At 61.6% G+C, this 21,112-nt stretch carries 23 protein-coding genes and 1 tRNA gene; 18 read left to right on the top strand and 6 right to left on the bottom strand.

Annotation, left to right across the window (positions count from 1 at the left end):
* The first annotated feature begins 15 nt into the window (after positions 1-15).
* The 7 genes from ENJ54_09530 (at position 16) to ENJ54_09500 (ending at position 7,023) form a co-directional block, all read left to right on the top strand.
* Positions 16-339, top strand: coding sequence for a YlxR family protein (locus ENJ54_09530; protein HFC10070.1), 324 nt, complete (start codon positions 16-18; stop codon positions 337-339).
* Positions 340-412: 73 nt separating this feature from the next.
* Positions 413-2,221 (top strand): translation initiation factor IF-2, encoded by a 1,809-nt coding sequence (locus ENJ54_09525; protein HFC10069.1) that lies wholly within the window; start codon positions 413-415, stop codon positions 2,219-2,221.
* 12 nt (positions 2,222-2,233) lie between these two features.
* Positions 2,234-2,632 (top strand): 30S ribosome-binding factor RbfA, encoded by a 399-nt coding sequence (gene rbfA / locus ENJ54_09520; GenBank protein ID HFC10068.1) that lies wholly within the window; start codon positions 2,234-2,236, stop codon positions 2,630-2,632.
* A gap of 35 nt (positions 2,633-2,667) precedes the next feature.
* On the top strand, positions 2,668-3,621 hold the full coding sequence (locus ENJ54_09515; GenBank protein HFC10067.1) for a bifunctional oligoribonuclease/PAP phosphatase NrnA: 954 nt from the start codon (positions 2,668-2,670) through the stop codon (positions 3,619-3,621).
* A gap of 50 nt (positions 3,622-3,671) precedes the next feature.
* Entirely contained in the window at positions 3,672-4,592 is a 921-nt protein-coding gene (gene truB, locus ENJ54_09510; GenBank protein HFC10066.1) for a tRNA pseudouridine(55) synthase TruB, read from the top strand.
* A gap of 3 nt (positions 4,593-4,595) precedes the next feature.
* Positions 4,596-5,594, top strand: coding sequence for a bifunctional riboflavin kinase/FAD synthetase (locus tag ENJ54_09505; protein ID HFC10065.1), 999 nt, complete (start codon positions 4,596-4,598; stop codon positions 5,592-5,594).
* Entirely contained in the window at positions 5,485-7,023 is a 1,539-nt protein-coding gene (locus ENJ54_09500; GenBank protein ID HFC10064.1) for an FAD-dependent thymidylate synthase, read from the top strand. Before ENJ54_09505 ends, ENJ54_09500 begins: the two co-directional genes overlap by 110 nt.
* Before the next feature lie 157 nt (positions 7,024-7,180).
* On the opposite strand, the gene ENJ54_09495 is transcribed toward ENJ54_09500, so the two are convergent.
* Both ENJ54_09495 and ENJ54_09490 read right to left on the bottom strand, forming a co-directional pair.
* Entirely contained in the window at positions 7,181-7,624 is a 444-nt protein-coding gene (locus ENJ54_09495; protein ID HFC10063.1) for a hypothetical protein, read from the bottom strand.
* A gap of 108 nt (positions 7,625-7,732) precedes the next feature.
* Positions 7,733-8,173 carry a hypothetical protein gene (locus ENJ54_09490; GenBank protein ID HFC10062.1) on the bottom strand — a complete coding sequence of 147 codons (441 nt, stop codon included), beginning with the start codon at positions 8,171-8,173 and terminating at the stop codon, positions 7,733-7,735.
* Positions 8,174-8,268: 95 nt separating this feature from the next.
* Here ENJ54_09490 and ENJ54_09485 point away from each other — a divergent pair, with 95 nt between their 5' ends.
* A complete protein-coding gene (locus tag ENJ54_09485; GenBank protein HFC10061.1) occupies positions 8,269-8,784 on the top strand; it encodes an HNH endonuclease in 516 nt (171 codons plus the stop codon).
* Between the two features lie 91 nt (positions 8,785-8,875).
* On the opposite strand, the gene ENJ54_09480 is transcribed toward ENJ54_09485, so the two are convergent.
* Positions 8,876-9,835, bottom strand: coding sequence for a proline dehydrogenase (locus ENJ54_09480; GenBank protein ID HFC10060.1), 960 nt, complete (start codon positions 9,833-9,835; stop codon positions 8,876-8,878).
* A gap of 226 nt (positions 9,836-10,061) precedes the next feature.
* Here ENJ54_09480 and ENJ54_09475 point away from each other — a divergent pair, with 226 nt between their 5' ends.
* Positions 10,062-11,570, top strand: coding sequence for a class A beta-lactamase-related serine hydrolase (locus ENJ54_09475; protein ID HFC10059.1), 1,509 nt, complete (start codon positions 10,062-10,064; stop codon positions 11,568-11,570).
* Here the strand turns inward: ENJ54_09475 and ENJ54_09470 are convergent.
* From ENJ54_09470 to ENJ54_09460, 3 genes are all read right to left on the bottom strand, one after another.
* A complete protein-coding gene (locus ENJ54_09470) occupies positions 11,551-12,177 on the bottom strand; it encodes a nucleotidyltransferase family protein (protein ID HFC10058.1) in 627 nt (208 codons plus the stop codon). The two genes, ENJ54_09475 and ENJ54_09470, sit on opposite strands and share 20 nt — an antisense overlap.
* A complete protein-coding gene (locus ENJ54_09465; protein HFC10057.1) occupies positions 12,174-12,842 on the bottom strand; it encodes an SOS response-associated peptidase in 669 nt (222 codons plus the stop codon). The genes ENJ54_09470 and ENJ54_09465 overlap by 4 nt, the downstream gene beginning before the upstream one ends.
* Before the next feature lie 111 nt (positions 12,843-12,953).
* A complete protein-coding gene (locus ENJ54_09460; protein ID HFC10056.1) occupies positions 12,954-13,859 on the bottom strand; it encodes an EamA family transporter in 906 nt (301 codons plus the stop codon).
* A 252-nt stretch (positions 13,860-14,111) separates the two neighbouring features.
* Between ENJ54_09460 and ENJ54_09455 the strand changes: the two genes are divergently transcribed.
* The 9 genes from ENJ54_09455 (at position 14,112) to ENJ54_09415 (ending at position 21,094) form a co-directional block, all read left to right on the top strand.
* Entirely contained in the window at positions 14,112-14,987 is an 876-nt protein-coding gene (locus ENJ54_09455) for a TIGR00159 family protein (GenBank protein ID HFC10055.1), read from the top strand.
* Positions 14,987-16,225, top strand: coding sequence for a hypothetical protein (locus tag ENJ54_09450; GenBank protein HFC10054.1), 1,239 nt, complete (start codon positions 14,987-14,989; stop codon positions 16,223-16,225). The genes ENJ54_09455 and ENJ54_09450 overlap by 1 nt, the downstream gene beginning before the upstream one ends.
* An 87-nt stretch (positions 16,226-16,312) precedes the next feature.
* Positions 16,313-17,698, top strand: coding sequence for a ribosome biogenesis GTPase Der (locus tag ENJ54_09445; protein HFC10053.1), 1,386 nt, complete (start codon positions 16,313-16,315; stop codon positions 17,696-17,698).
* Positions 17,699-17,710: 12 nt separating this feature from the next.
* Positions 17,711-18,574 (top strand): deoxyribose-phosphate aldolase, encoded by an 864-nt coding sequence (gene deoC / locus ENJ54_09440; GenBank protein ID HFC10052.1) that lies wholly within the window; start codon positions 17,711-17,713, stop codon positions 18,572-18,574.
* A 178-nt stretch (positions 18,575-18,752) separates the two neighbouring features.
* Complete coding sequence (lepB, locus tag ENJ54_09435; protein ID HFC10051.1) at positions 18,753-19,457, top strand: signal peptidase I; 705 nt, start codon at positions 18,753-18,755, stop codon at positions 19,455-19,457.
* Positions 19,458-19,461: 4 nt separating this feature from the next.
* The gene (locus ENJ54_09430) at positions 19,462-19,737 is read left to right on the top strand and encodes a YgiT-type zinc finger protein (GenBank protein HFC10050.1); all 276 of its coding nucleotides are present in this window, start codon (positions 19,462-19,464) and stop codon (positions 19,735-19,737) included.
* A 25-nt stretch (positions 19,738-19,762) separates the two neighbouring features.
* Complete coding sequence (locus ENJ54_09425) at positions 19,763-20,290, top strand: hypothetical protein (GenBank protein ID HFC10049.1); 528 nt, start codon at positions 19,763-19,765, stop codon at positions 20,288-20,290.
* Entirely contained in the window at positions 20,290-20,937 is a 648-nt protein-coding gene (locus tag ENJ54_09420; GenBank protein ID HFC10048.1) for a class II aldolase/adducin family protein, read from the top strand. The genes ENJ54_09425 and ENJ54_09420 overlap by 1 nt, the downstream gene beginning before the upstream one ends.
* An 82-nt stretch (positions 20,938-21,019) precedes the next feature.
* Positions 21,020-21,094, top strand: a tRNA-Glu gene (locus ENJ54_09415).
* Positions 21,095-21,112 lie beyond the last annotated feature (18 nt).

The following is a 21,112-nucleotide window of genomic DNA, read 5'->3' as shown; positions in this document are numbered from 1 at the left end:
GCGCAGGAGGCGGAAATGGCGAAGAAACGGCGTGGCAAACACGTACCGCAGCGCACCTGCGTGGGGTGCCACCAGACCTTAGCCAAGCGGCAACTGGTGCGGCTGGTGCGTACCCCTGAAGGGGTGCGGGTAGACCTCACCGGTCGGTTGCCTGGCCGGGGAGCCTACCTGCACGATCGGCGTGCCTGCTGGGAGCGGGCGCTCAAGAAAGGTACGCTGGCCCGCGCCCTGCGGGTCGAGCTGACCGACGACGATATTGCACGCTTGAAGGCTTTTATGGCCGTGCTTCCCGACGACGGTGAGGAAGACGCCGCGGAAGCATCATCACGCGCTGGCTAAAGCGCGCATTTCGGCCGACGCCGGAATGGAATCGTAGGGCCGCCACGACGGGCGGACCTCCAAGGAGGTGAACATGACACAGAACGGGCGGGAGCCGATTACGCTTCCGGCGAGCATGACAGTGCGTCAACTCGCTGAGGCTTTGAAAGCCAGCCCCATCGACCTCATCAAAACGTTGATGGCGAATGGGGTCATGGCTTCTATTAACCAGACGATCGATTTTGAAACTGCAGAAATCGTAGCCACTGAACTGGGCTACGAAGTGGTGTTGGAAGAACCAGAAGAAGAACTGGAAACAGAGGCCGAGGCGGAAATTCCCCTCTGGCGGCGGCTGATTGCCGACGAGCCGGAAGACCAACTGCAGCCCCGCCCCCCGGTGGTTGCTGTGTTAGGGCATGTCGACCACGGCAAAACCACCCTCCTCGACGCCATTCGTCACACCAATGTTGCTCAGCGCGAGGCCGGCGGTATCACCCAGCATATTGGTGCTTATCAGGTGGTGCACGATGGGCGCAAAATCACCTTCCTCGACACCCCCGGCCATGCAGCCTTTACCGCCATGCGGGCGCGCGGCGCGCAAGGTGCCGACATCGTGGTGCTGGTGGTGGCCGCTGACGACGGTGTGATGCCCCAGACGCGGGAAGCCATTGACCACGCCAAAGCCGCCCGGGTGCCCATCATCGTGGCACTCAACAAAATCGACCGCCCCAATGCCAACCCGGAGCGTGTCAAACGTCAACTGGCCGATGTGGGGCTGGTGCCCGACGAATGGGGCGGTGAAACCATGGTCGTGCCGGTTTCCGCCAAACAGGGCGAAGGCATCGAAGACCTGCTGGAAGCCATCCTGTTGGTGGCCGACAGCATGGAAATTCGGGCCAACCCTCGCGGGCGCATTATCGGGACGGTCATCGAAGCCCGCCGGGAAAAAGGGCGCGGGGTCGTGGCGACGCTGCTGGTGCAAAATGGCACGCTGAAACTCCGCCAGGTGGTTGTGGCGGGAACGACGTACGGCAAAATCCGTGCCATGACCGACGAGCATGGCAAGGCTGTACGCGAAGCCCCGCCTTCCATGCCGGTGCAGGTGTTGGGTTTTGTGGATGTGCCTGCCGCGGGCGAACTCTTCCGCGTGGTGGAAAACGAGAAAGTCGCTCGCGAGATCGTGGCCCGGCGGCAAGACGCTGCCCGTGCCAAAGCGCAGCAAGAAACACGCCAGATTTCCCTGGAAGACCTCTTCGAGCAGGTGCAGGCCGGCGAGACCAACGAACTGCGTTTGGTCGTCAAGGTCGACGTCCACGGCTCCCTCGAGCCGGTGGTTAATTCCATTCAGGAAGTGGCCGAAAAGAGTGAAATCAAAGTGCGCGTGTTGCACGCTTCGGTGGGTAACATCAGCGAAAACGATGTCAACCTCGCGGCGGCTTCCAAAGCCGTGGTGATCGGTTTCAATGTGCGCCCCGATGCCCCAGCGCGCAAACTGGCCGAAAGCCTGGGGGTTTCCATTCGCACCTACAACATCATCTACCGGCTGACCGAGGATTTGGAAAAAGCCCTCAAAGGCATGCTGGGCGGCGAAGAAGAGGAAACCACCCTCGGCAAGGCCGAAGTGCTGGCCGTGTTCAAGATCCCCAAGGCGGGCAAGGTGGCCGGTTGCCGTGTGCGGGAAGGCGTCATTCGCCGGAACGCCCTCGCCCGTGTGGTGCGTGGCAATGAGGTGCTGTTTGAGGGGCCCCTGGCTTCCCTCAAACATGAAAAGGAAGACGTCCGTGAAATTCGCGAAGGCTTCGAGTGCGGCATTGCTCTCAAAGGCTTTCAGGATTTCAAAGTGGGCGACATCATCGAATGCTTCACCCGTACGCGCACCGAAGTGGAAGAAAGCGGCTGGTAATCGGAGGGTGACATGGTTTCGCAATTGCGGCTCCGCCGCATCAACGAACGTTTGAAAGAAGAACTGGCCCTGTTGTTACTTTACGAAGTGGCTGACCCGCGGGTGCGCGGCGCGAGCGTGACTGATGTCCGCGTGGATCGCGAACTGGCCTATGCCGATGTGTTCGTTTCGGCGGTAGAGGGTTCAGAACGGCGCGAGGAAATTTTGGAAGGGCTGGAACACGCCCGCGGTTTTCTGAGCCGTGAATTGGCCCGTCGGGTGGAACTGCGTCAGTTCCCGCGACTGCGTTTCCACTGGGACCCGACCCCGGAGCGCGCCGAGCGCATTGAGGCCCTGTTAGAGCAAATTCGGGCCGAGCGCGAAGCGCGCGGCGAACAAGCCCCAACCGAGGCCGATGACGATGCTGCTTGAGCCTTCCATTGCCCCTATAGCCTACGAGAGGAACCATGACCTTTGAGCCCGAAGCCGTCACCGCTGCCGGCGAGCGCCTGCGGGCTGCGCGCACGGTGAGCATTGTTTCGCATGTCAGCCCCGATGGCGACGCGGTGGGCTCTGCCCTGGGACTGGCGCTGGCCCTGCGCGCCGCAGGCAAAACCGTCACGGTGGCGCTGGCCGATGGTGTGCCTTCCTGCTGCCGCCATTTGCCTGGCGCCGACACCGTGGTTTCCCGCGGCGACCCTGAAGCCGATTGCAAGGTTTTCGTGGACTGCGGCGACCATGAACGGGGCGGCAAGGCGTGGCAGGCCGATTGGCCGGTGGACATCAACATCGATCATCATAAAACCAACACTCGCTTTGCTGCTGTGAACATTGTAGCGCCGCAGGCTGTGGCCACGGCGGCCATGCTGGCCGAATTGCTGCCCCGCTGGGGGCTGGAAATTACCCCGGAAGCCGCCTCGGCGCTGTTGACCGGCATGTTGACCGATACCATCGGCTTCCGCACGTCGAACATGACCGCCCAGGCCCTGCGCCTTGCTGCCGACCTGGTTGACCGCGGCGCACCCCTCAGCGAACTGTATTTCAAGGCGCTGGTGGAGCGCAGTTTCGAAGCCCTGCGCTATTGGGGGCAGGGGCTGAGCCGCATTCAGCGGGAAGGCGGCCTGGTGTGGACTTCCCTGACGCTGGAAGACCGCAAAATCAGCGGCTACGGCGGCAATGACGACGCCGATTTGGTGGGCTACCTGGTGACCGTGCGGGGGGCAGCCATCGGCGTGATTTTCATCGAGCAGGAAAACAACACCGTCAAGGTCAGTTGGCGGGCCCGCCCGGGTTGGGACGTTTCCGGGGTGGCGGTGCGCTTTGGGGGCGGCGGCCACGCTCCGGCTTCCGGCGCGACGATTTCCGGCACTTTGGCTGAAGTGCAGGCTAAGGTGCTGGAAGCCACACGCGCCTTGTTGTGATGGCGAAAACCCTTGACGAAACTCACCACACTTTTGAGAGGGAGTAATTGATGGACACTGAAAGTATGATTCGCGATGTTGTTTCGGGGGTACTGGTGGTGGACAAGCCCGTAGGCATGACCTCCCACCAGGTTGTGCAGGTCATCCGTCGCGGCACTGGCATTCGCCGCGCCGGGCATACCGGGACGCTGGACCCGCGGGCTTCGGGGGTGCTGGTGGTGCTGATTGGCCCCGCGGTGCGCCTGAGCGAGTGGGTTTCCGCTTCCGACAAGCGCTACATGGCGACCATTCGCCTGGGGAGTGCCACCGATACCTACGATGCTGAAGGCCGCACCACCAGCTCGGCGCCGTGGGAAACGATTACCGAAGAGCAATTTGAGCAGATTTTGCAGAAATTCGTGGGCGAGATCGAGCAGGTGCCGCCGCCTTATTCCGCGGTGCGGGTGAAAGGCCGCCGGGCTTACGATATGGCGCGCAAGGGTGAGGAAGTCAACCTTCAGCCGCGCAAAATCAAGGTTTATAGCCTGGAACTGCTGGAATGGGCGCCGCCGGAAGTGGTGGTTGACGTGCATTGTTCCTCCGGCACGTATGTGCGCTCGCTGGCTCACGATATTGGCAAGGAACTTGGCTGCGGCGCGCACCTGGTGGGCCTGCGCCGCACCCAGAGCGGCCGTTTTACGCTGCGGGATGCTGTGCCCCTGCGTCGCCTGGAAGAAGCCTTCCGCAAAGGCGAGTGGTATCGTTACCTTATCCCCGCGGCTGAGGCCCTGACCGAATGGCCGATGATTGAACTCGACCCCGATGAGGTGGAACGGGTGCGCCACGGCCACCGCATCAAGCCCAAAGATCTGGAACTCACCGACGGCCAAATGGTGCGGGCGCTGACCGAGCAGGGCGACCTGGTAGCGGTAATGGTTTACATCGCCGAGAGCGACGAACTGCAACCGAAGAAAGTCTTCTTCGCTTCCTGACCCATGCAGCATTTCACTTCCCTGGAGCCGCTGCATTTGCAAGGGGCATGGGTGACGATTGGCGCTTTTGATGGCGTGCATCGTGGGCACCAGGCCCTCTTGCGAGATTTTGTGGCCGAGGCGCGGGCGCATGACGCGCCCGCGGTGGTGGTGACGTTTTATCCTCATCCCGCCGAGGTGTTGGGCAATCGCCCGAACCCTTTTTACCTCTCTACCCCTGAAGAAAAAGCCGCCCGGATTGCCCGTTTGGGGGTGGATGTGCTCGTCACGCATCCTTTCGACCGGCGCATTGCCCGGCGTAGTGCGCGCGATTTCATGGAAGACCTGCGCGCCCATCTGGGGCTGCGGCGGCTGTGGGTAGGCTACGATTTTGCCCTGGGCCGCAATCGGGAAGGCGATATTCCCACCCTGCGGCGGTTGGGCGAGGCTCTTGGCTATACCTTGCATGTGGTCGAAGCCTACCGCCTGGATGGTGAGGTGGTTTCTTCGACCCGTATTCGGAAAGCCCTGGCGCGCGGCGAAGTTGAACTGGCCGCGCGCCTGTTGGGGCGGCCTTATGCTGTACCTGGCGAGGTAGTGCAGGGCGATGGGCGGGGACGGCATTTGGGCTTTCCCACGGCCAACCTGGCCGTGTGGCCGCGGCGTATGATGCCCGCGGCAGGGGTATATGCTTGCTGGGCTGAAACGGCGACAGGGGCGCATCCGGCGGTAGTCAACCTGGGGGTGCGCCCCACTTTTGAGCAGCGCCCTGTTGCCCCGCGGCTGGAAGCCCATTTGCTCGATTTTTCCGGCAACCTCTACGGCCAGACGGTGACCGTGCATTTTATGCGTCGCTTGCGTCCTGAGCAGCGGTTCTCCTCGGCCGAAGCGTTGGCCGCGCAAATTGCCCGCGATGTTGCCGCGGCGCGCGAGGTGCTGCAGGCCATGCCCTGGCCGCCTCATGAGGCAACGCTTTCTTCTGCCCCGCATGGCGCACCGCCAGATGGCGAAGCCCTCAAGTAACGAGGCTCTCATGCGCGTTTATTTGCTTTCCCCCCGCCGCTATGCCCCTGAAGTGATTGCGGTGGCCTTCGCGAAGGCTTCCCGCTCGCCGCAGCCGCTGGATGCCACCGCGGAGGAACTCAGCGAGGCTGCCAGCGCGCGCTTTCACGAAAAGTGGGTCATCGGCTACGGCCATGCGTCGGTGGCTGAACATGCCGTGCTGCACATTGCCGTAGAGGGGCTTTCTCGCCTGGCGACCGAGGTGGTGGAATCGCACCGCCTGGCATCCTACACCGAAAAATCCAGCCGCTACCAGCCCTTCGGGCCGGAGGATTTCGTCACCCCGCCGGAACTGGAAGCCCGCCCCGACCTGACGGCGCGCTACCGGGAAACCGTGCAGGCGCTCTTCGCGGCGTATCACCGCTGTATGGAAAGCGCGCGTGCCGAAATCGCCCGCCGAGACCCGCCCGCTGCGGGGGAAGACCCCACCCGCTGGGATGCCCGCCACCGTTCCCGCTATGCCGATGTCTGCCGTTTCCTGCTGCCCGCGGCTTCGCAGGTCACGCTGGGCATGACCATCAACGCCCGCGCGCTGGCGCACAGCCTGCGAAAGATGCTTTCCCACCCCTTCGCCGAGGTGCGGCAGCTGGGGGCGGTGCTGCAACAGGTGGCTGAGGCTGAAACGCCCACGCTGGTGCGCCATGTGGCGCCCGTGCGCGGCTGGCAGCAGGCGCGGGAAGCCCTGCGCGCCCGCACGGCCGATTTCCGCGGCGGCGGCACCTATGCTGAAGACTGGTGCCACCTGGTTTCGTGGGACCGCGGGGCGGAAGCCCGCGTGCTGGCGGCGGCGCTTTACCGCCACGGTGACCGCCCTTACGTTGATTACCTCAACTATGCTCGCGGCCTTTCGGCTGAGGCGCGGCGCACCCTGGCGGCGGAATTGCTGGGCGCGCTGGATTTCCGCGACATTCCGCCGCGGGCGCTGGAATACGCGGCGTTTACGTTTGACCTGGTGATGGATCAGGGGGCTTATTACGAATTCAAGCGCCACCGGATGATGAGCCAGTCACCGCAGGCGTTGACGGCGCGGTTGGGCTATGCCGTGCCGCGTCTGGTGGCCGAGATTGGCCTGGAAGACGACTATCGCGCCGCAATGGAAGCCGCGGCGGAGACCTACGAGGTTCTGGCTGCCTGGAATCCCGACGTGGCGGCGTATGTGGTGCCCAACGGGTTCAACCGGCGGGTGCTGGCGGCCTTCAACCTGCGCGAAGCCTTCCACTTCCTGCGGCTGCGCACCGCACCGAATGCCCATTTTTCCATTCGGCGGGTGGCGTGGCGCATGGCTGAGGAAATCGGCGCCGTGGCGCCGGCGCTGGCGGCTTTCCTCGCTTTGCCGGAAAGCGAAACCTGGCAAACGGTTGAGCAGCAGTATTTTGTCGGTGTGCGGTGAGAGGAAACCCGAGAAGCCGAGCGTAACTGTTGGGCTTTGGCAAAGAGAACCACAGAGCACAGAAGAGACAGAAATGCTCTTTGCGCTCTTTGCCTTTGCGCTTTTGCTGGCGGGCTGAATGGGGTTACACCCGATCTTCGGGGGGCAAAGCGGTCGTTTACTTCCGGCGCAGTAGCCAGGTGACCAGAGCAAAAACTGCACCCGCGGCGGCCCCTGCCAGCAAGGCCAACGGGGTGTCGAGCAGCGTGGTCACGTGGCCTTTGACTTCGCCTGCCAGCAGGATTTTGGCTTCTACCTCTGGCGCTTCAACCTGGCGAGCGGCGAGGAGGCCGGCGGCAATGCTTTCATCGGCAAAGACCTGGTGGGCGGCCAGGGCGCTAACCATGCTATCGTTCAGCGTGGCGCTGCGGGCGCGCAGCAGGCCGACGGCAGTCTCGCTGCACTTCACGTCACCGGCGCTCATTTTCCCCACAGCCGTTTCTTCCAGGGTGGCTTCCTGGGCCACGAGGTGTTGCAGACCAACCTGATGCAAATGGGCTTTTTCTTCGATGGCGTCGGGGGAATCGGAGGGGCGTTCCGTTGAAGGTGTGGATGTGGCCATGATAATCTCCGGTAAGGCGGGCTCTTGAAACAATAGCCCGTTCCCCTGTTGCATTGATCAGCCAGGGAACGGGCCGGGCGTAACGAAAGGCAGGGAGGAAGAGAAAGGTCAGGCGCGGCGGCGACCGCCTTTGAGGGTTCCCTGCAGGGCGGCCAGGGCTTCCCAATCGCCTTTGGCGGCCAGGGCTGCCTGTTCGGGCCACGTTTCGGGGTTGCTGATGCGGGCGAAACCCGCAGCGTCGAGCACGGCCTGCAATTCTTCCGGCGTTTTGGCGGCTAAATCGGCAAAAGTGCGGATGCCGGCCTGCTTGAGCGCGGCTTCAATTTTGGGGCCGATGCCCTCGATTTTTCTCAGGTCATCTTCAGCGGCGGGCGCGGCGGCTTTGGAAGCCGGTGCCTCTTCAGCGTGATGATGGGGAATGACGGGCGAGGGCGCGGGGTGGTATGATTCTTTGACCGCCGGGCCGACATCGTAGAGCGAAAACACGAAGATGAAGAAGAAAATGACCAGCAGGGCACCGAAAAACCACCAAAATGCGGTCATGTCCATGGTGAGGCCTCCTTGGTAAAGATAGGAACGCAGTGGTGTGCTTCAATTCTACCCCTGTTGTGCTATAATGGCAAACAATCTCGCGGGGTGGGAAGATGGTTGCTCGATTGCGTGCACCGGTGTTGGTGTTGAATGCCAATTACGAGCCGCTGGATGTGTGTACCGTCCGGCGGGCGGTTGTTTTGCTGGTGACCGGCAAGGCGCATCTGGTGCTCAACGGACGCGGGGTTATTCATACGGTACAACAGGTGTTTGAGGTGCCTTCGGTGATTCGGCTGGCCTACATGGTGAGGCGGCCGCGGCCTCGCGTGCCCCTCAACCGGCTGGAAATTTTTCGCCGCGATAATTACACCTGCCAGTATTGCGGTCGCAGGGTAGCGCATCCCACGATTGACCACGTGGTGCCCAGGCGGTTGGGTGGGGGCGACTCGTGGGATAACCTCGTCACGGCCTGCGCGGCCTGCAACGCTCGTAAAGGCGGGCGCACGTTGGAAGAGGCCCACATGCATTTGCTGAAGCCGCCTGCCCCGCCGCCTGCCAGCGCGTGGTATCGCTTTCGCCGTTATCTGGAATCCCACCGCGAATGGGAGGATTTCCTGCAAGGGTGGTAAAACCCCCGGAGACTTGGCGGGTTTCCCCCCCCCTTCAGGCCTTCGTTGAGGCTTAAATCAACGGGGAAGCCATTTGGCTTCCCCGTTGGCATTATTTGCGGAAGAAGTTTGAAATGAAGAACCACAGGTTGGCCGGGCGCTCGGCTAGGCGGCGCATGAAGTAGGGGTACCATTCGGTGCCGTAAGGCACGTAAATGCGCACCGGGTAGCCTTCCTCTGCCAGTTGGCGTTGCAGGTCGCGGCGAATGCCGTAAAGCATTTGGAATTCCAGCGCCTGTTTGGGGAGCCCAACACTGGCCGCATACTCTTTGGCGTAGGCAATGCGGGCTTCGTCGTGGGTGCCGATGGCTGGGATGGGTGGCCATTTGCCATCCTCGCTCACTGAGGGCGCGCCCGCGGCTTTTGCCCCGTCGATCAGCAAGCGCGTCAGGCGGTCGTAACTGGCGTCCACATCCTGCTTCTTGGGGTAGGCGATCTCGGGCGGCTCTTTGTAAGCCCCTTTGACAAGCCGCACCCGCGCCCCTTCGGCCATCAACTTGCGGACGTCTTCTTCGCTGCGGTAGAGGTAAGACTGGATGACCACGCCGACGTTGTCTAACCCCTCGGCGCGCATTTCATGGTAGAGTTCCAGGGTGGCATCCACCCACGGCGAGTCTTCCATGTCGATGCGCACCATGATGTTGTGTTCCCTGGCGCGGCTGAGGATGCGGCGCAGGTTGGCTTTGCAGGCCTCTCGGTCCAGGGCAAGGCCAATTTGGGTCAGTTTGATAGAAGCATTGGCCTTGACTTGCGCTTGGTCGATAGCGTCCAGCATGGCGAGGATGTGTTCGGTGGCTTGCTGGGCTTCGTCCAGGTTGGTGGTGGCTTCCCCCAGGTGGTCTAAGGTGACGAACATGCCTTGAGCATTGAAGGCCTGGATGACACGGATGGCATCTTCCAGTTTGCTGCCCGCGACGAAGCGGGAAGCCACTCGCCAGGCGGGGCGCCAATGGGTCATGAGACGTTGAGCCCATGCTGCTTTGGAAAGATAAATGAGCCAGGCACGAAGCATTGGGAACCTCTCTGTGGGAAGGGATGGCAGGCGTTTGTTGGCAAGGGTTGGGCCTGCAGAGGAAGATCGCGTCTCAGCGCTGGGGCAATTTTACTCCAAAGTGGTAAAATTAGCACCCTGAGCACAGATGGCGGGCGTGCCCGGCGTTCTCTTCGCGAGAGGAGGGCGTGCCTGTGCCGAAACGTTGCTGTCCTGAAACTTTCATTATCTGGGATACGCTTTTCTCATGTTTTCGACTTCTCCTCGTTCCCGGTCTCCGCTTTCTGCCGTGCGATTGCTTTCTACCCTGGCCTTGTTGGGCGCAGTGGGGCTTTTGGCGTTCCAACTGGTGCGGTATAGCCGTTTCCGCGCTTTGCTGCCGCCGGGCACGACGATGGGGGGCGTGCCGGTGGGCGGCCTGACCCGTCAGGAGGCGGCTGAGCGGTTGACCGAAGTGTTCAACCAGCCGATCGAACTGCGCTATGGCGATGCGGTGATCCATGTTTCGCCCGCAGTGGTGGGCTTTAAACTGGATATGGACACCATGTTGGCCGCCGTAGAGCAGGCGCGCGGCCAAACCGGTTTTTGGCGCGGTTTTTGGGATTTTTTGTGGGGGCGCTGGCCGCCGCCGCCGAAAGTGCCGCTGGTTGCTCACTACTCGGAAACCCGTTTGCGCTCTTATTTGAAGAGTGAAATCGCAGCGCGCTACGACCAGCCGCCTTTGCCGCCGCAACCTATTGTGGGCACGGTCAATTTCAAACCCGGCCAGCCGGGCTTGACCCTCGATATTGACAGCGCGGTCCCGATGATTGAGCGGGCGCTTTTTTCGCCTACCGAGCGCACTGTCGATTTGCCGCTGCGTCGGGTTTCTCCGCCGCGGCCTTCTTTTCAGAACCTGCGGGTGCTCTTGCAGCAGACGGCCAGGGTCGAAGGCTTCGATGGGGTGATGGGGCTGTATTTGCTCGATTTGCAAACCGGTGAGGAAATTTACTTTGTCACCGACAACGGCAAAGAGGTGCCCATTCCGCCGGATGTGTCGTTTACCGCGGCCAGCACGATCAAAATTCCCATTATGGTCTCGGTGTTCCGCCGCATCGATGGCACCAGGCCGCCGGGGGAGGAAGAACGGTGGCTGAAAGAGATGATCGACAAATCGGGGAACGACCCGGCCGACTGGCTGATGGAAAACGTCATCAGCCGCGATCGTGGGCCGTTGGAAGTCACCAAAGATATGCGCACCCTGGGGCTGGAAAACACCTTCCTGGCCGGGTATTTTTACCAGGGAGCGCCGCTGTTGGCCGTGTTCCGCACCCCGGGGAACCAGCGCACCGATGTTTCGACCAACCCGGACCCCTATAACCAGACTACGCCTGCTGAAATGGGCATGTTGCTGGCCGATATTTACCAGTGCGCCGAGAACGGCGGCGGCGCGTTGGTCGCGGCCTTCCCAGGTGAAATTACGCAAGCCGAGTGCAATAGCATGATTGACCTGCTGGCGAACAACAAAATTGGCGTGTTGTTGGAAGCCAGTGTGCCGGAAGGCACGCGGGTAGCCCACAAGCATGGCTGGGTGAGCGGTCCTGATGGCGCTATTCACCTCATCAGCGATGCGGGCATCATCTACACCCCTGGCGGCAACTACATTCTCTCGATTTACCTCTACCGCAAAAAGGTGCTCTTGTGGGATTACGGCTCGAAACTGCTGGCTGACCTGGGCGAGGCGGTTTACAATTACTTCAATCCCCCGCGGAAGTAGCCTCGGCCTGCCCTTCGGGGCACCAGCGGCGGTAATCTTCTGGTGTATCGATCGCGACCCGCACTTGCGGGTCGTGCCATTTAACTGCTGCGGGGGGAAAGCGCCCAAACAGCGCCCGTGCGCCGGTGTCGCCGGTGAGGTTGGCCAGCAATGGGAACAACCGCGCCCGAATGAGCACCGGGTTGGCGCGCTGGCCGTTGATGACGGGGGTCAGGATGGGCGCGTCGTTTGTCGTTGCTGCCTGGCACAGGGCCTGGATGAGTGCCGGCGGCACGAAGGGCTGGTCGCTGAGCAAGAAGACGGCAGCCGTGGCCCCGCTGGCCTGTAAGGCCTGTATGGCAACCCGCACCGACGTGCTTTGGCCGTGGGCCCACTGCGGGTTTTGTAGCACATGGACGGGCAGGTTGGCCACCGCGGCCTCTACCGCAGCCGCGCCGGCCCCGACCACCACCCATACCGGTGTCAGCCCGGCTTCCAGTGCCACGCGCGCAGCCCGATGCACTAACGTTTCCCCCCCGCAGGGCAATAATTGCTTCAGGCGGCCTTGCATCCGACGCGCACCCCCTGCAGCCAGGACCACCCCTGCCACCGTGCGACAATCGTTCATGGTGCGTACACCTCGATGAGGTGAGGCGCGTCGAGGCGGGCATTGTTGACCTCTGGTGAAACCGGCCACATCTGCATGGCTTCAGCCGGATAGGGGCGCAGCCATGTTTCCAAAGCCCCCGCGGGCTGCTCGCCGGGGTGCAGCCAGGTTTCCCACGCTTCGGGCGGCAAAATCACCGGCATCCGCTCGTGCACCCGCTTCACCAGCGCGTTGGCGCGCGTCGTCAACAGCGCGCAACCGAGGATGACCGAGCCGTCTGCGCCTTCCCACCGCTCCCACAGCGCCGCGATGGCAAAGGGTTGGCGGTCGGCCAGGGTGAAGTAGTAGGGCTGGGTGCGTTTTTTACCGCTGTGTTGCCATTCGTAGAAGCCGTCGGCCAGCACCAGGCAGCGGCGGCGGCGAAAGGCCGCCCGGAAGGCGGGTTTCTGGGCCGCGGTTTCGGCGCGAGCGTTGATGAAGCGGTAGCGGCGCGGGTCTTTCGCCCACGCGGGCACCAGCCCCCAGAGGAAATGCGTCGCCCGCCGCTCGGCGGTGTTGGGCACGGCCAGAACGGGCTGACCGGGGGCAATGTTGTAGCGCGGCTGCACTTCCGGCGGAATGATGAATTGCTGGAAGATACGCTGCAACGTCGCGGTGTCTAAGGTGAGGGTGAAGCGTCCGCACATGGGGGAGGGGGCAAGGTGCAGGATGCAAGATGCAAGATGCAGGATGCAAGGGGCAGGATGCAAGTTGCAGGGAGCAAGTTGCAAGTTGCAGGTGGTGGGCAGCGGAGGGGATTAGATCAGCAGCCAGATGACGCCCGCGGTCGCGATGATGGTGCCGAGGATTGCGCGGGGGGTGATACGCTCGTGAAAGAACCAGTGGCCGACCGGCAACAGCAAAATGGGCGGCAGGGCGCTCAGGGTGGTGGCAATGCCCACCGGAATGGTTTTGATGGCAAACAGCCCTAACGACATCCCCAGCACCGGGCCGATGAGCACGGCAATGGCGACGGTGCGCAAGGCTTTGGGGTGCTGGCGGAAAGTGGCGAAGGTGGGGATGGCTTTCCCGGCAAGCACGGTCCATGTCCAGAGGGCCAGCATACCGCCAAACATGCGGATGGTAGCCCCTGAAAGGGTGGGGAGGCCGGTGTTGAGCCCCATTTTAGAAAGCAGAATGCTCAGCGCGCTGACGAAGGCAGCAATCAAGGCGAAGATCAACCCCCGCGGGTTGTGTTGACGCTGGCGATGGCCTTCCTCGTCGGGCGACTGGCGTTCCAGCACCACCCAACTCACCCCGCCCAACACCACGGCAATAGCCGCGATCTGAGAAAGGCTGAGCCGCTCGCCGAGCCATATCCAGGCGAAGGCCGTTGCCAGCGCCGGCGAGAGGTTGAGCACCAGCAAGGCAATGCGCGGCCCAATGAGCACAAAGGCTTCGAACAGGAACGCGTCGGAAAGCGCCAGCCCGATGATGCCGGAAATCAGCATGTAGGCCACGGCGTCGGGGCGGGCATGGGGAAAGGGTGTGCCGTAGACCAACCAGTGGATGATGCCGAAGTAAAGTGCCCCCAGCAGTAACCGTAAACGGTTGGTGGTCAACGAACCGACTTCCCGCCCTGCTAACGTGAAAAGGGTGGGGCCAAAAGTAAAACACACCGAAGCCGCGAGCGCAGCAAGTTCGCCTAACAGGAGAGGAGTCACGGTGATTTCAGGCGTGGGTCGGCAAGAGCGTGCGATGAGAGGCTAACGGCGCCCGACGGCTGCGGGGCGCACAGGGCGGTCGCCACTGCGACGCCTTGGGGGGAAAACCAGGTGCTGCTTTATTATACCGCTTCCTTGGGCGGTTGAGTGGAAGGAAAGCCGTTGTGGGCGTTCCGGTGGTAAAATGAGAGGGCCGCCGTTCCCGGCGGGGGGTTGTTTGTGTTTTTGACCTTCTGCTGCTGAAGGAATGCCATGTCCACCTGGGTCGCCAACCTGCTTTTCCTCTTGCAACGCTTTACGTGGGCCAGCGCCATTGACGTTTTGTTGGTGACGCTGGTGTTTTTCGTGATGCTGCGCTGGCTGCGCACCACTCAGGCCATGGCGTTGGTGCGGGGGTTGGTGGCGCTGATCATCCTGGTGGTGCTGTTGACCAGTGTGATCAACCTGCCTGCTTTTTCGTGGCTGTTGCGGGCGACATTGCCTGCTTTGATCCTTGCTATTCCAGTCATTTTTGCCCCCGAAATCCGGCAGGCGTTAGAGCGCCTGGGGCAGGCAGAGATGTGGTTTCCCCGCGACCGGGCTGCGGCTACGGCCAGTGTAACCCCCAAGGTGGTGGAAGCCGTGGAGCGGCTGGCAAAACGCCATCATGGGGCGCTGATTGTGTTCCAGCGGGTGACGCCGTTGGGCGAGTACGAGTCCACCGGGGTGCTATTGGATGCTTACGTCAGCCCCGAATTGCTCTTGCAGATTTTTTACCCCAATACCCCTTTGCACGACGGCGCGGTGATTATTGCGGGCAACCGCATCCGTGCCGCGGCCTGTGTGTTGCCTTTGTCTTCCAGCGGCATTTTGACCCATTCGCCGGAACGTCAGATGGGTTTGCGCCATCGCGCGGCTCTCGGAATTGCCGAGGTGAGCGACGCAGTGGTTGTGGTCGTTTCGGAAGAAACCGGCAAAATTTCACTGGCGCACGATGGGCGTATATTGCACAGCCTCTCGCCCCAACGCTTGCAGCGGCTGTTGACCGAGTTCTTCCCCGAGAAGGCCCAATCGCGTACGGTGTGGCAAACATTGTGGGATTTTGTCCGCCGGTTGATGGCTTCACCCCCTGCGGAGGATGACGCCTGATGAGCCTGTGGCGCTGGTTGAAACGCAATTTCGGCACCTTGTTGATGTCTTTTCTGCTGGCCGTCGCGGTGTGGGTGTCGGCCGTGCTCTCGGAAGACCCCAACGAGGTGCGGGTGTATCCGCGCGCGGTGGAAGTGAGCGCGGTGGGGCTGGAGGAAGGGCTGATGACGGTCGACGGCCTGCCCGCATCGGTGCGCATTACCCTGCGCGCACCGCGCAGTGTGTGGGCTTCCCTGGAGGGCGACCCCACCGCCGTGCAGGCTTATGTAGATTTGCAGGGCTTGCAGCCGGGGGTGTACGCGGTGCCGGTGAAGGTGCAGGTGGCTTACCAGCCGGTGGAAGTGGTAAGCGTGACGCCGGCCCGCCTGGAAATTACGATTGACAAGCGCCTGACGCGCGAAGTGCCGGTGACGGTGGATATGCGCGGTGAAGTGGCCGTTGGTTATTACGCCTCCGCGCCGGTGGTGCATCCTCTCACGGTGGAAGTGTCGGGGCCCGCCTCAGCGGTGAGCAAGGTCACCGCGGTGCAGGCACAGGTTTCCATCGAAGGGGCGAGAGAGTCGTTCAAGCGGGAAACCGCGCTGGTGCCAATCGATGCCGACGGCCAGCGGGTGCAGGGCGTGACGATCAAGCCTTCCCACGCCACGGTGTCGGTGGCGGTGCGGCAACTGGGCGGCTATCGCGATGTGGCCGTCAAGGTGCGGCTGGTCGGTCAGGTCGCCAACGGTTACCGTATTACCAATGTCACTGTCTCGCCGCCGGTGGTCACGGTGTTTTCCCAGCAGCCGCAGAAAGTGCGCAACTTGCCTGGTTTCGTGGAGACCGAACCACTGGATATTTCCGGCGCCACCGATGACATTGACGCCCGTCTCAAACTGGTGCTGCCCGAGGGCATCAGTTTGGTGGGGGAAGACACGGTGTTGGTGCAGGTGAATGTGGCTGCCATTGAGACCAGCGTTACAATGTCGCTGCCGGTGGAAGTCACCGGGTTGAGCGCCGACATGGAAGTCAAAGAAATTTCTCCCAAACTGGTGGATGTCATTCTTTCAGGCCCTTTGCCTGTGCTGGAAGGTCTGCAGCCTTCTGCTGTGCGGGTGACTGTCGATGTGAGCGGTTTGACGGCAGGTACTTACCAGCTCAAGCCCAGTGTTGAAGTGCTCAAAGATAAGGTGCAGGTGGAATCCTTCCTGCCGGTGACGGTGGAAGTCACCCTGCAACCGGTAACGACCAAGCCCTGAAACATCCTGCCCGATGCTGACTTCGCGCAGGGTGCCTGGAGGGCATTCCCTGGCGATGTTGCAGGTCACGAGAAGAGGTTGAGCGGAATGAGTCGAAAATCGCGTCCCGTGGTTGCCCTGGTTGGACGGCCCAATGTAGGCAAAAGCACGCTCTTTAACCGGCTGGCCGGAGAGCGGCTGGCGGTGGTGGATGAAACCCCCGGCACGACCCGCGACCGCCTGGTCGCGGAAACCGAGTGGAACGGGCGGATGTTCGATGTCGTAGATACCGGCGGCATTGACCCCACGGGGGTGGCCTCGCCGGGCAAGCAACCGCTTTCGGTGGGGTCTGCGCAGTTCATCCGCGAAATTCGCCGTCAGGCGCAGATGGCCGTCGAAGATGCCGATGCGGTGCTGTTCCTGGTCGATGTGGAAAGCGGCATTACCCCTGCCGACCGCGAAGTGGCCGACATTTTGCGCCGTTATCAAAAACGGCGTGGGGGCAAACCTTTCCCGCCGATTATTCTGGCCGTCAATAAATGCGATACCGTGGAGCGCTTTGCCGAGGCGGCGCAATTCTACGCTTTGGGGCTGGGCGATCCGTACCCCATCTCGGCGCTTCATGGCACCGGCACTGGCGATATGCTCGACGCGCTGGTTGCTGTGCTTCCCCCTGCCCCCGTTGAGGAAGAGGAAGACGAAAGCGTCGCCATTGCCATCGTGGGTAAGCCCAACGTGGGCAAGTCGAGCCTGCTCAATCGCTTGCTGGGGGAAGAACGCGCCATTGTCAGCCCCATCCCAGGCACGACGCGCGACGCCGTAGATACTCACCTGACTTACGAAGGGACCCCGATCACCCTCATTGACACCGCGGGCATTCGCCGCCGTGGGCGCATTGACCCCGGTGTGGAAAAGTACAGCGTCTTGCGCTCATTCCGTGCCATCCGCCGCGCCGAGGTGGCTTTGCTGGTGCTGGATGCCACCACCCCTATCAGTGCGCAAGATGCCCACATTGCGGGCTTTATTCTGGATGCCTGGAAAAGCGTGGTGGTCGTGGTCAACAAGTGGGATGCGGTGGAAAAAGATACTTACACCATGCAGGGCTATGTGCAGGAAATTCGCCGCAAACTCCACTTTTTGGATTACGTTCCCATCCTCTTTGTCTCGGCGAAAACCGGCCAGCGTGTGCGCACCATTCTGCCGACGGCGCTGCAAGTCAACGAAGCCCGCTTCACCCGCCTGCCCACCTCTTTCGTCAATCGGGTTTTGCAGGAAGCCCTCGACCGCCATGCTTTGCCTTCCAAAGGCGGGCGGCTGCCGAAGATCTATTTTGGCTCGCAGGTCGCCGTAGCGCCGCCTACCTTTGTGCTGCAAGTCAATGACCCCAAACTGGTGCATTTCAGTTATTTGCGCTTTCTGGAAAACCGTATTCGGGAGGCTTACCCCTTCCCTGGAACGCCCATCCGGCTGATTGTGCGCAAGAAAAACAAATAATTTGGAGGACGCATGGAAAACCTGGAAGCCCTCATTGCTCGTGTGACCCAGGAAGTGCTGGCGACCTTGCAGGGCGCGCCGGCGTTGGAAACCGTGAAAAGCGAAGCCCAGGGCTTGCGTGCCCACACTGTGTTGGCTGCAGGCCAGGTGGTGACGGCTCGCGTGGAAAAGGCGGGCGCACCCTTGGTACAAGAAGTTGCAGCCCTTCCCGAAAACATTGCCCGGCTGATTGACCACACGCTTCTCAAGCCAGAGGCCACGGCGCAACAGGTGGTGCGTCTTTGTGAGGAAGCGCGGGAATATCGCTTTGCGTCGGTGTGCATCAATCCGTGGTATGTGCGCCTGGCCGCGGATTTGCTTTCCGATGTTGACGAAGTGGAAGTGTGCACGGTGGTGGGGTTCCCTCTGGGGGCGACCACGCCGCAGGTTAAAGCCTTTGAGGCGTTGCAAGCCATTGCCGACGGAGCGACCGAGGTAGATATGGTGATCAATATCGGCGCGCTCAAGAGCAAACGCTACGACGCGGTCGCGCGGGATATTCGGGCGGTGGTGCGGGCGGTGCACGGCGCAGGGGCGCTGGTGAAGGTCATTATTGAAGCGGCGCTGCTCACCGACGCAGAGAAAATCGCGGCCTGTTTGCTGGCAAAGCAGGCCGAGGCCGACTTTGTGAAAACTTCGACTGGCTTTGGGCCTGGGGGAGCAACGGTCGAAGATGTGGCGTTGATGCGGGCAGTGGTAGGCCCCGAAATGGGCGTCAAAGCGGCGGGGGGCATTCGCTCTTACGAAGCCGCGCAGGCCATGATTGCCGCGGGCGCGAATCGCATTGGGGCCAGCGCAGGCGTGCGCATTGTGGCCGAAGCCAGTGGCGCGGCATAAATTCCCTGGCGCAGGGCCATGCTGTTCTCGCCGAGCCGGTGGGCGCAGTCCCAAGGTGAGGAACGGGTTGCTGTAACGTGGTGCCAGCAGATTGGCGTGTTTTGGCTTTCCGCGTGCGCCCGACGCATGCCCCGATTTTAAGGGCAATTTTTTGCTCTTTGGCGGCATTCGGCGTATAATGCTGCCTGTTTGCAGTTATCTTTATGTTGAGAGGCTGACCGTGTCGTTTTCTTCCTCCTCCCCTGATGCCACACCCCCTCAAGATGGGGTGTTCCCGCCAGTGGAGCAACATCCTCAAAAGGGCCGGGGCTGCCTGCGTGCCTTTTTCCGCTTTGTGTGGGAAATTATTCAAACGCTGCTCATTGCCGGGTTGCTTTATTTGGGCATCAATGCTGTCACAGCCCGGGTGCGTGTGCAGGGCATGAGCATGCGCCCGACGTTCAAGAGCGGCGAGTTTGTGTTGGTCTATCGCCTGGCGTATCGCTTTTCTGAACCTCAGCGCGGGGATATCGTTATTTTCCACCCGCAAGCTTTCCCTAATGCACCACGCCATGCGCCGGAAGATGATTACATCAAGCGCATCATCGGCCTGCCGGGCGAAACGGTGCGCGTGGAGGGCGGCAAGGTGTATGTCAACGGTAAGCCCTTGAACGAGCCTTACATTGCCGAGCCACCACGTTATCACGGTGTGTGGCATGTGCCGCCGGGGGAGGTATTCGTTTTGGGCGACAACCGCAATAATTCCACCGATTCCCACGTTTTTGGGCCGGTGCCTATCAATCGCATTGTGGGACGGGCGGTGTTGGTATATTGGCCGCCGGAAGCCGTGCGCGTTTTCCACCGCCCTGATTATGGCTTGGCCGATGGGAATGCGGTAAAATAGCGCCATGACCACGAGGGACAAAACGCCGCACGACGTGGAATACCCCTGCCCGAAGTGCCGGGCGGGGGTGTTGCAGCCGCATGAATTGACTTATTTCACCACCGTCGACGGCCAAATGTTGGTGGTGCCGAACTTCCCGGCATGGGTGTGCGACATTTGTGGCTATGTGGAATACGATGAGCGGGCGTTAGGCTGGCTTTATACGCTGCTTTCGCCGCCCATGCAACACCGCCCGCGACGCCATGCTACACATTCCACCCGCCCGCGCCCCGAAAAATAGGGCGCGGCGTGTTTTAGGAGGGGCTATGGGCTGGACCAATCGTTTGATTTCTGTGGATATTTTTACGGCCAGTTACCGTGTGGTGGGTAAGGTGCAGGTGGGAAGCAGTGGGTTGTTGGGAATGCTCAACGATGAGACGACTTCTTACCTGCGAGTGTACGAGGCGACGCTGGCGCGTTTGCATATGCCCACCAAGCGCGCTGCCCAGTATGATGTGGCTGAGTTGACCAAGCGCGGCATCCACGCGGTTTGCGTGCGCACGCGCGATGAAGTCGGCCCCCTGGGGCTGGTGCGAGGCGGTTTTACGCGTGTGGTGCGCTATCGTGTGGCTGCTGTCTCGCAAGTGTTTGAGTTTCATGGCTTGTTCAATTGGGCAGGCAAGTTCGACCCGGCAGCCATTCTGGTCAAGGGTACCAGCGATTTCCTGGCTTTTTACGAAGGGGTGCTTCAGGCGGTGCTTTTCCCCAATTTGCGGGTGGAAGCGCCGGGGATGCTGATCAATCGCCGCAAGATCGACATTTTCATGCACTTACAGGAGAAAGGCAAAAAGTGATGGATGGCACATGGACGCTTCGACGGCAATTGGTGGCTGCTGCTCGGCGGATGGCAGCCCAGGGGTTGATGCCCGGCCCTTCTGGCAATCTTTCGGCGCGCCTCGATGCAGAGCGGGTGCTGATTGTGCCTTCCGGCGTGCCTAAAGCCGCTTTGCAGCCGGAAGAGTTGTTGATTGTGGATTTGGAAGGCCGCGTGTTGGCGGGGCGGCGTGACCTGAAGCCCACTTCCGAATGGCCGATGCATCTGGAAGCCTACCGCCAGCGGGAGGATGTGGGGGCTGTGGTACATGCACATCCTGCAGGCGCGGTGGCGTTGACCCTGGCTGGCATTCGCCTGGATGAGCCGGTGTTGCCGGAAGCGGTGCTCCTTTTGGGCAACGTGCCCACAACGGCTTACGCCACGCCTTCCACGCCCGAAAACCGCGATGCCATTGCCGGTTTGATTGGTGAGCACGACGTTATTTTGCTGGCCCGTCACGGGGCTTTGGCTGTTGGCCGCACGGTGGAAGAAGCCGTGACGCGTATGGAGGTGCTGGAACACACGGCCAAAACGCTGTTGTGGGCGCATCTGGTGGGGAAGCCTGCTCCCCTGCCGCCTGAGGCCGTCGCCCGGCTGGAAGCCGTGCGCGCGGTGTACGGCAAATAGCGGAGGGCGAGAAAAGAGGTGTTTTTCACTGCCCGCAAAAACTTGACCCTCTGAAGGCCTTCTGGTAAAATTCAGGCCGCTTGCCCCCATCGTCTAGTCTGGCCTAGGACACGGGCCTTTCAAGCCCGCGACATGGGTTCAAATCCCATTGGGGGCACAGCAAAAACCCGCCGAG

It is taken from the genome of Chloroflexota bacterium (assembly GCA_011322445.1).
Taxonomy (GTDB): Bacteria; Chloroflexota; Anaerolineae; order Anaerolineales; family DRMV01; genus DRMV01.
The sequence above is the reverse complement of the archived record's forward strand: the minus strand, read 5'-3'. Positions and strand labels throughout refer to the sequence as shown.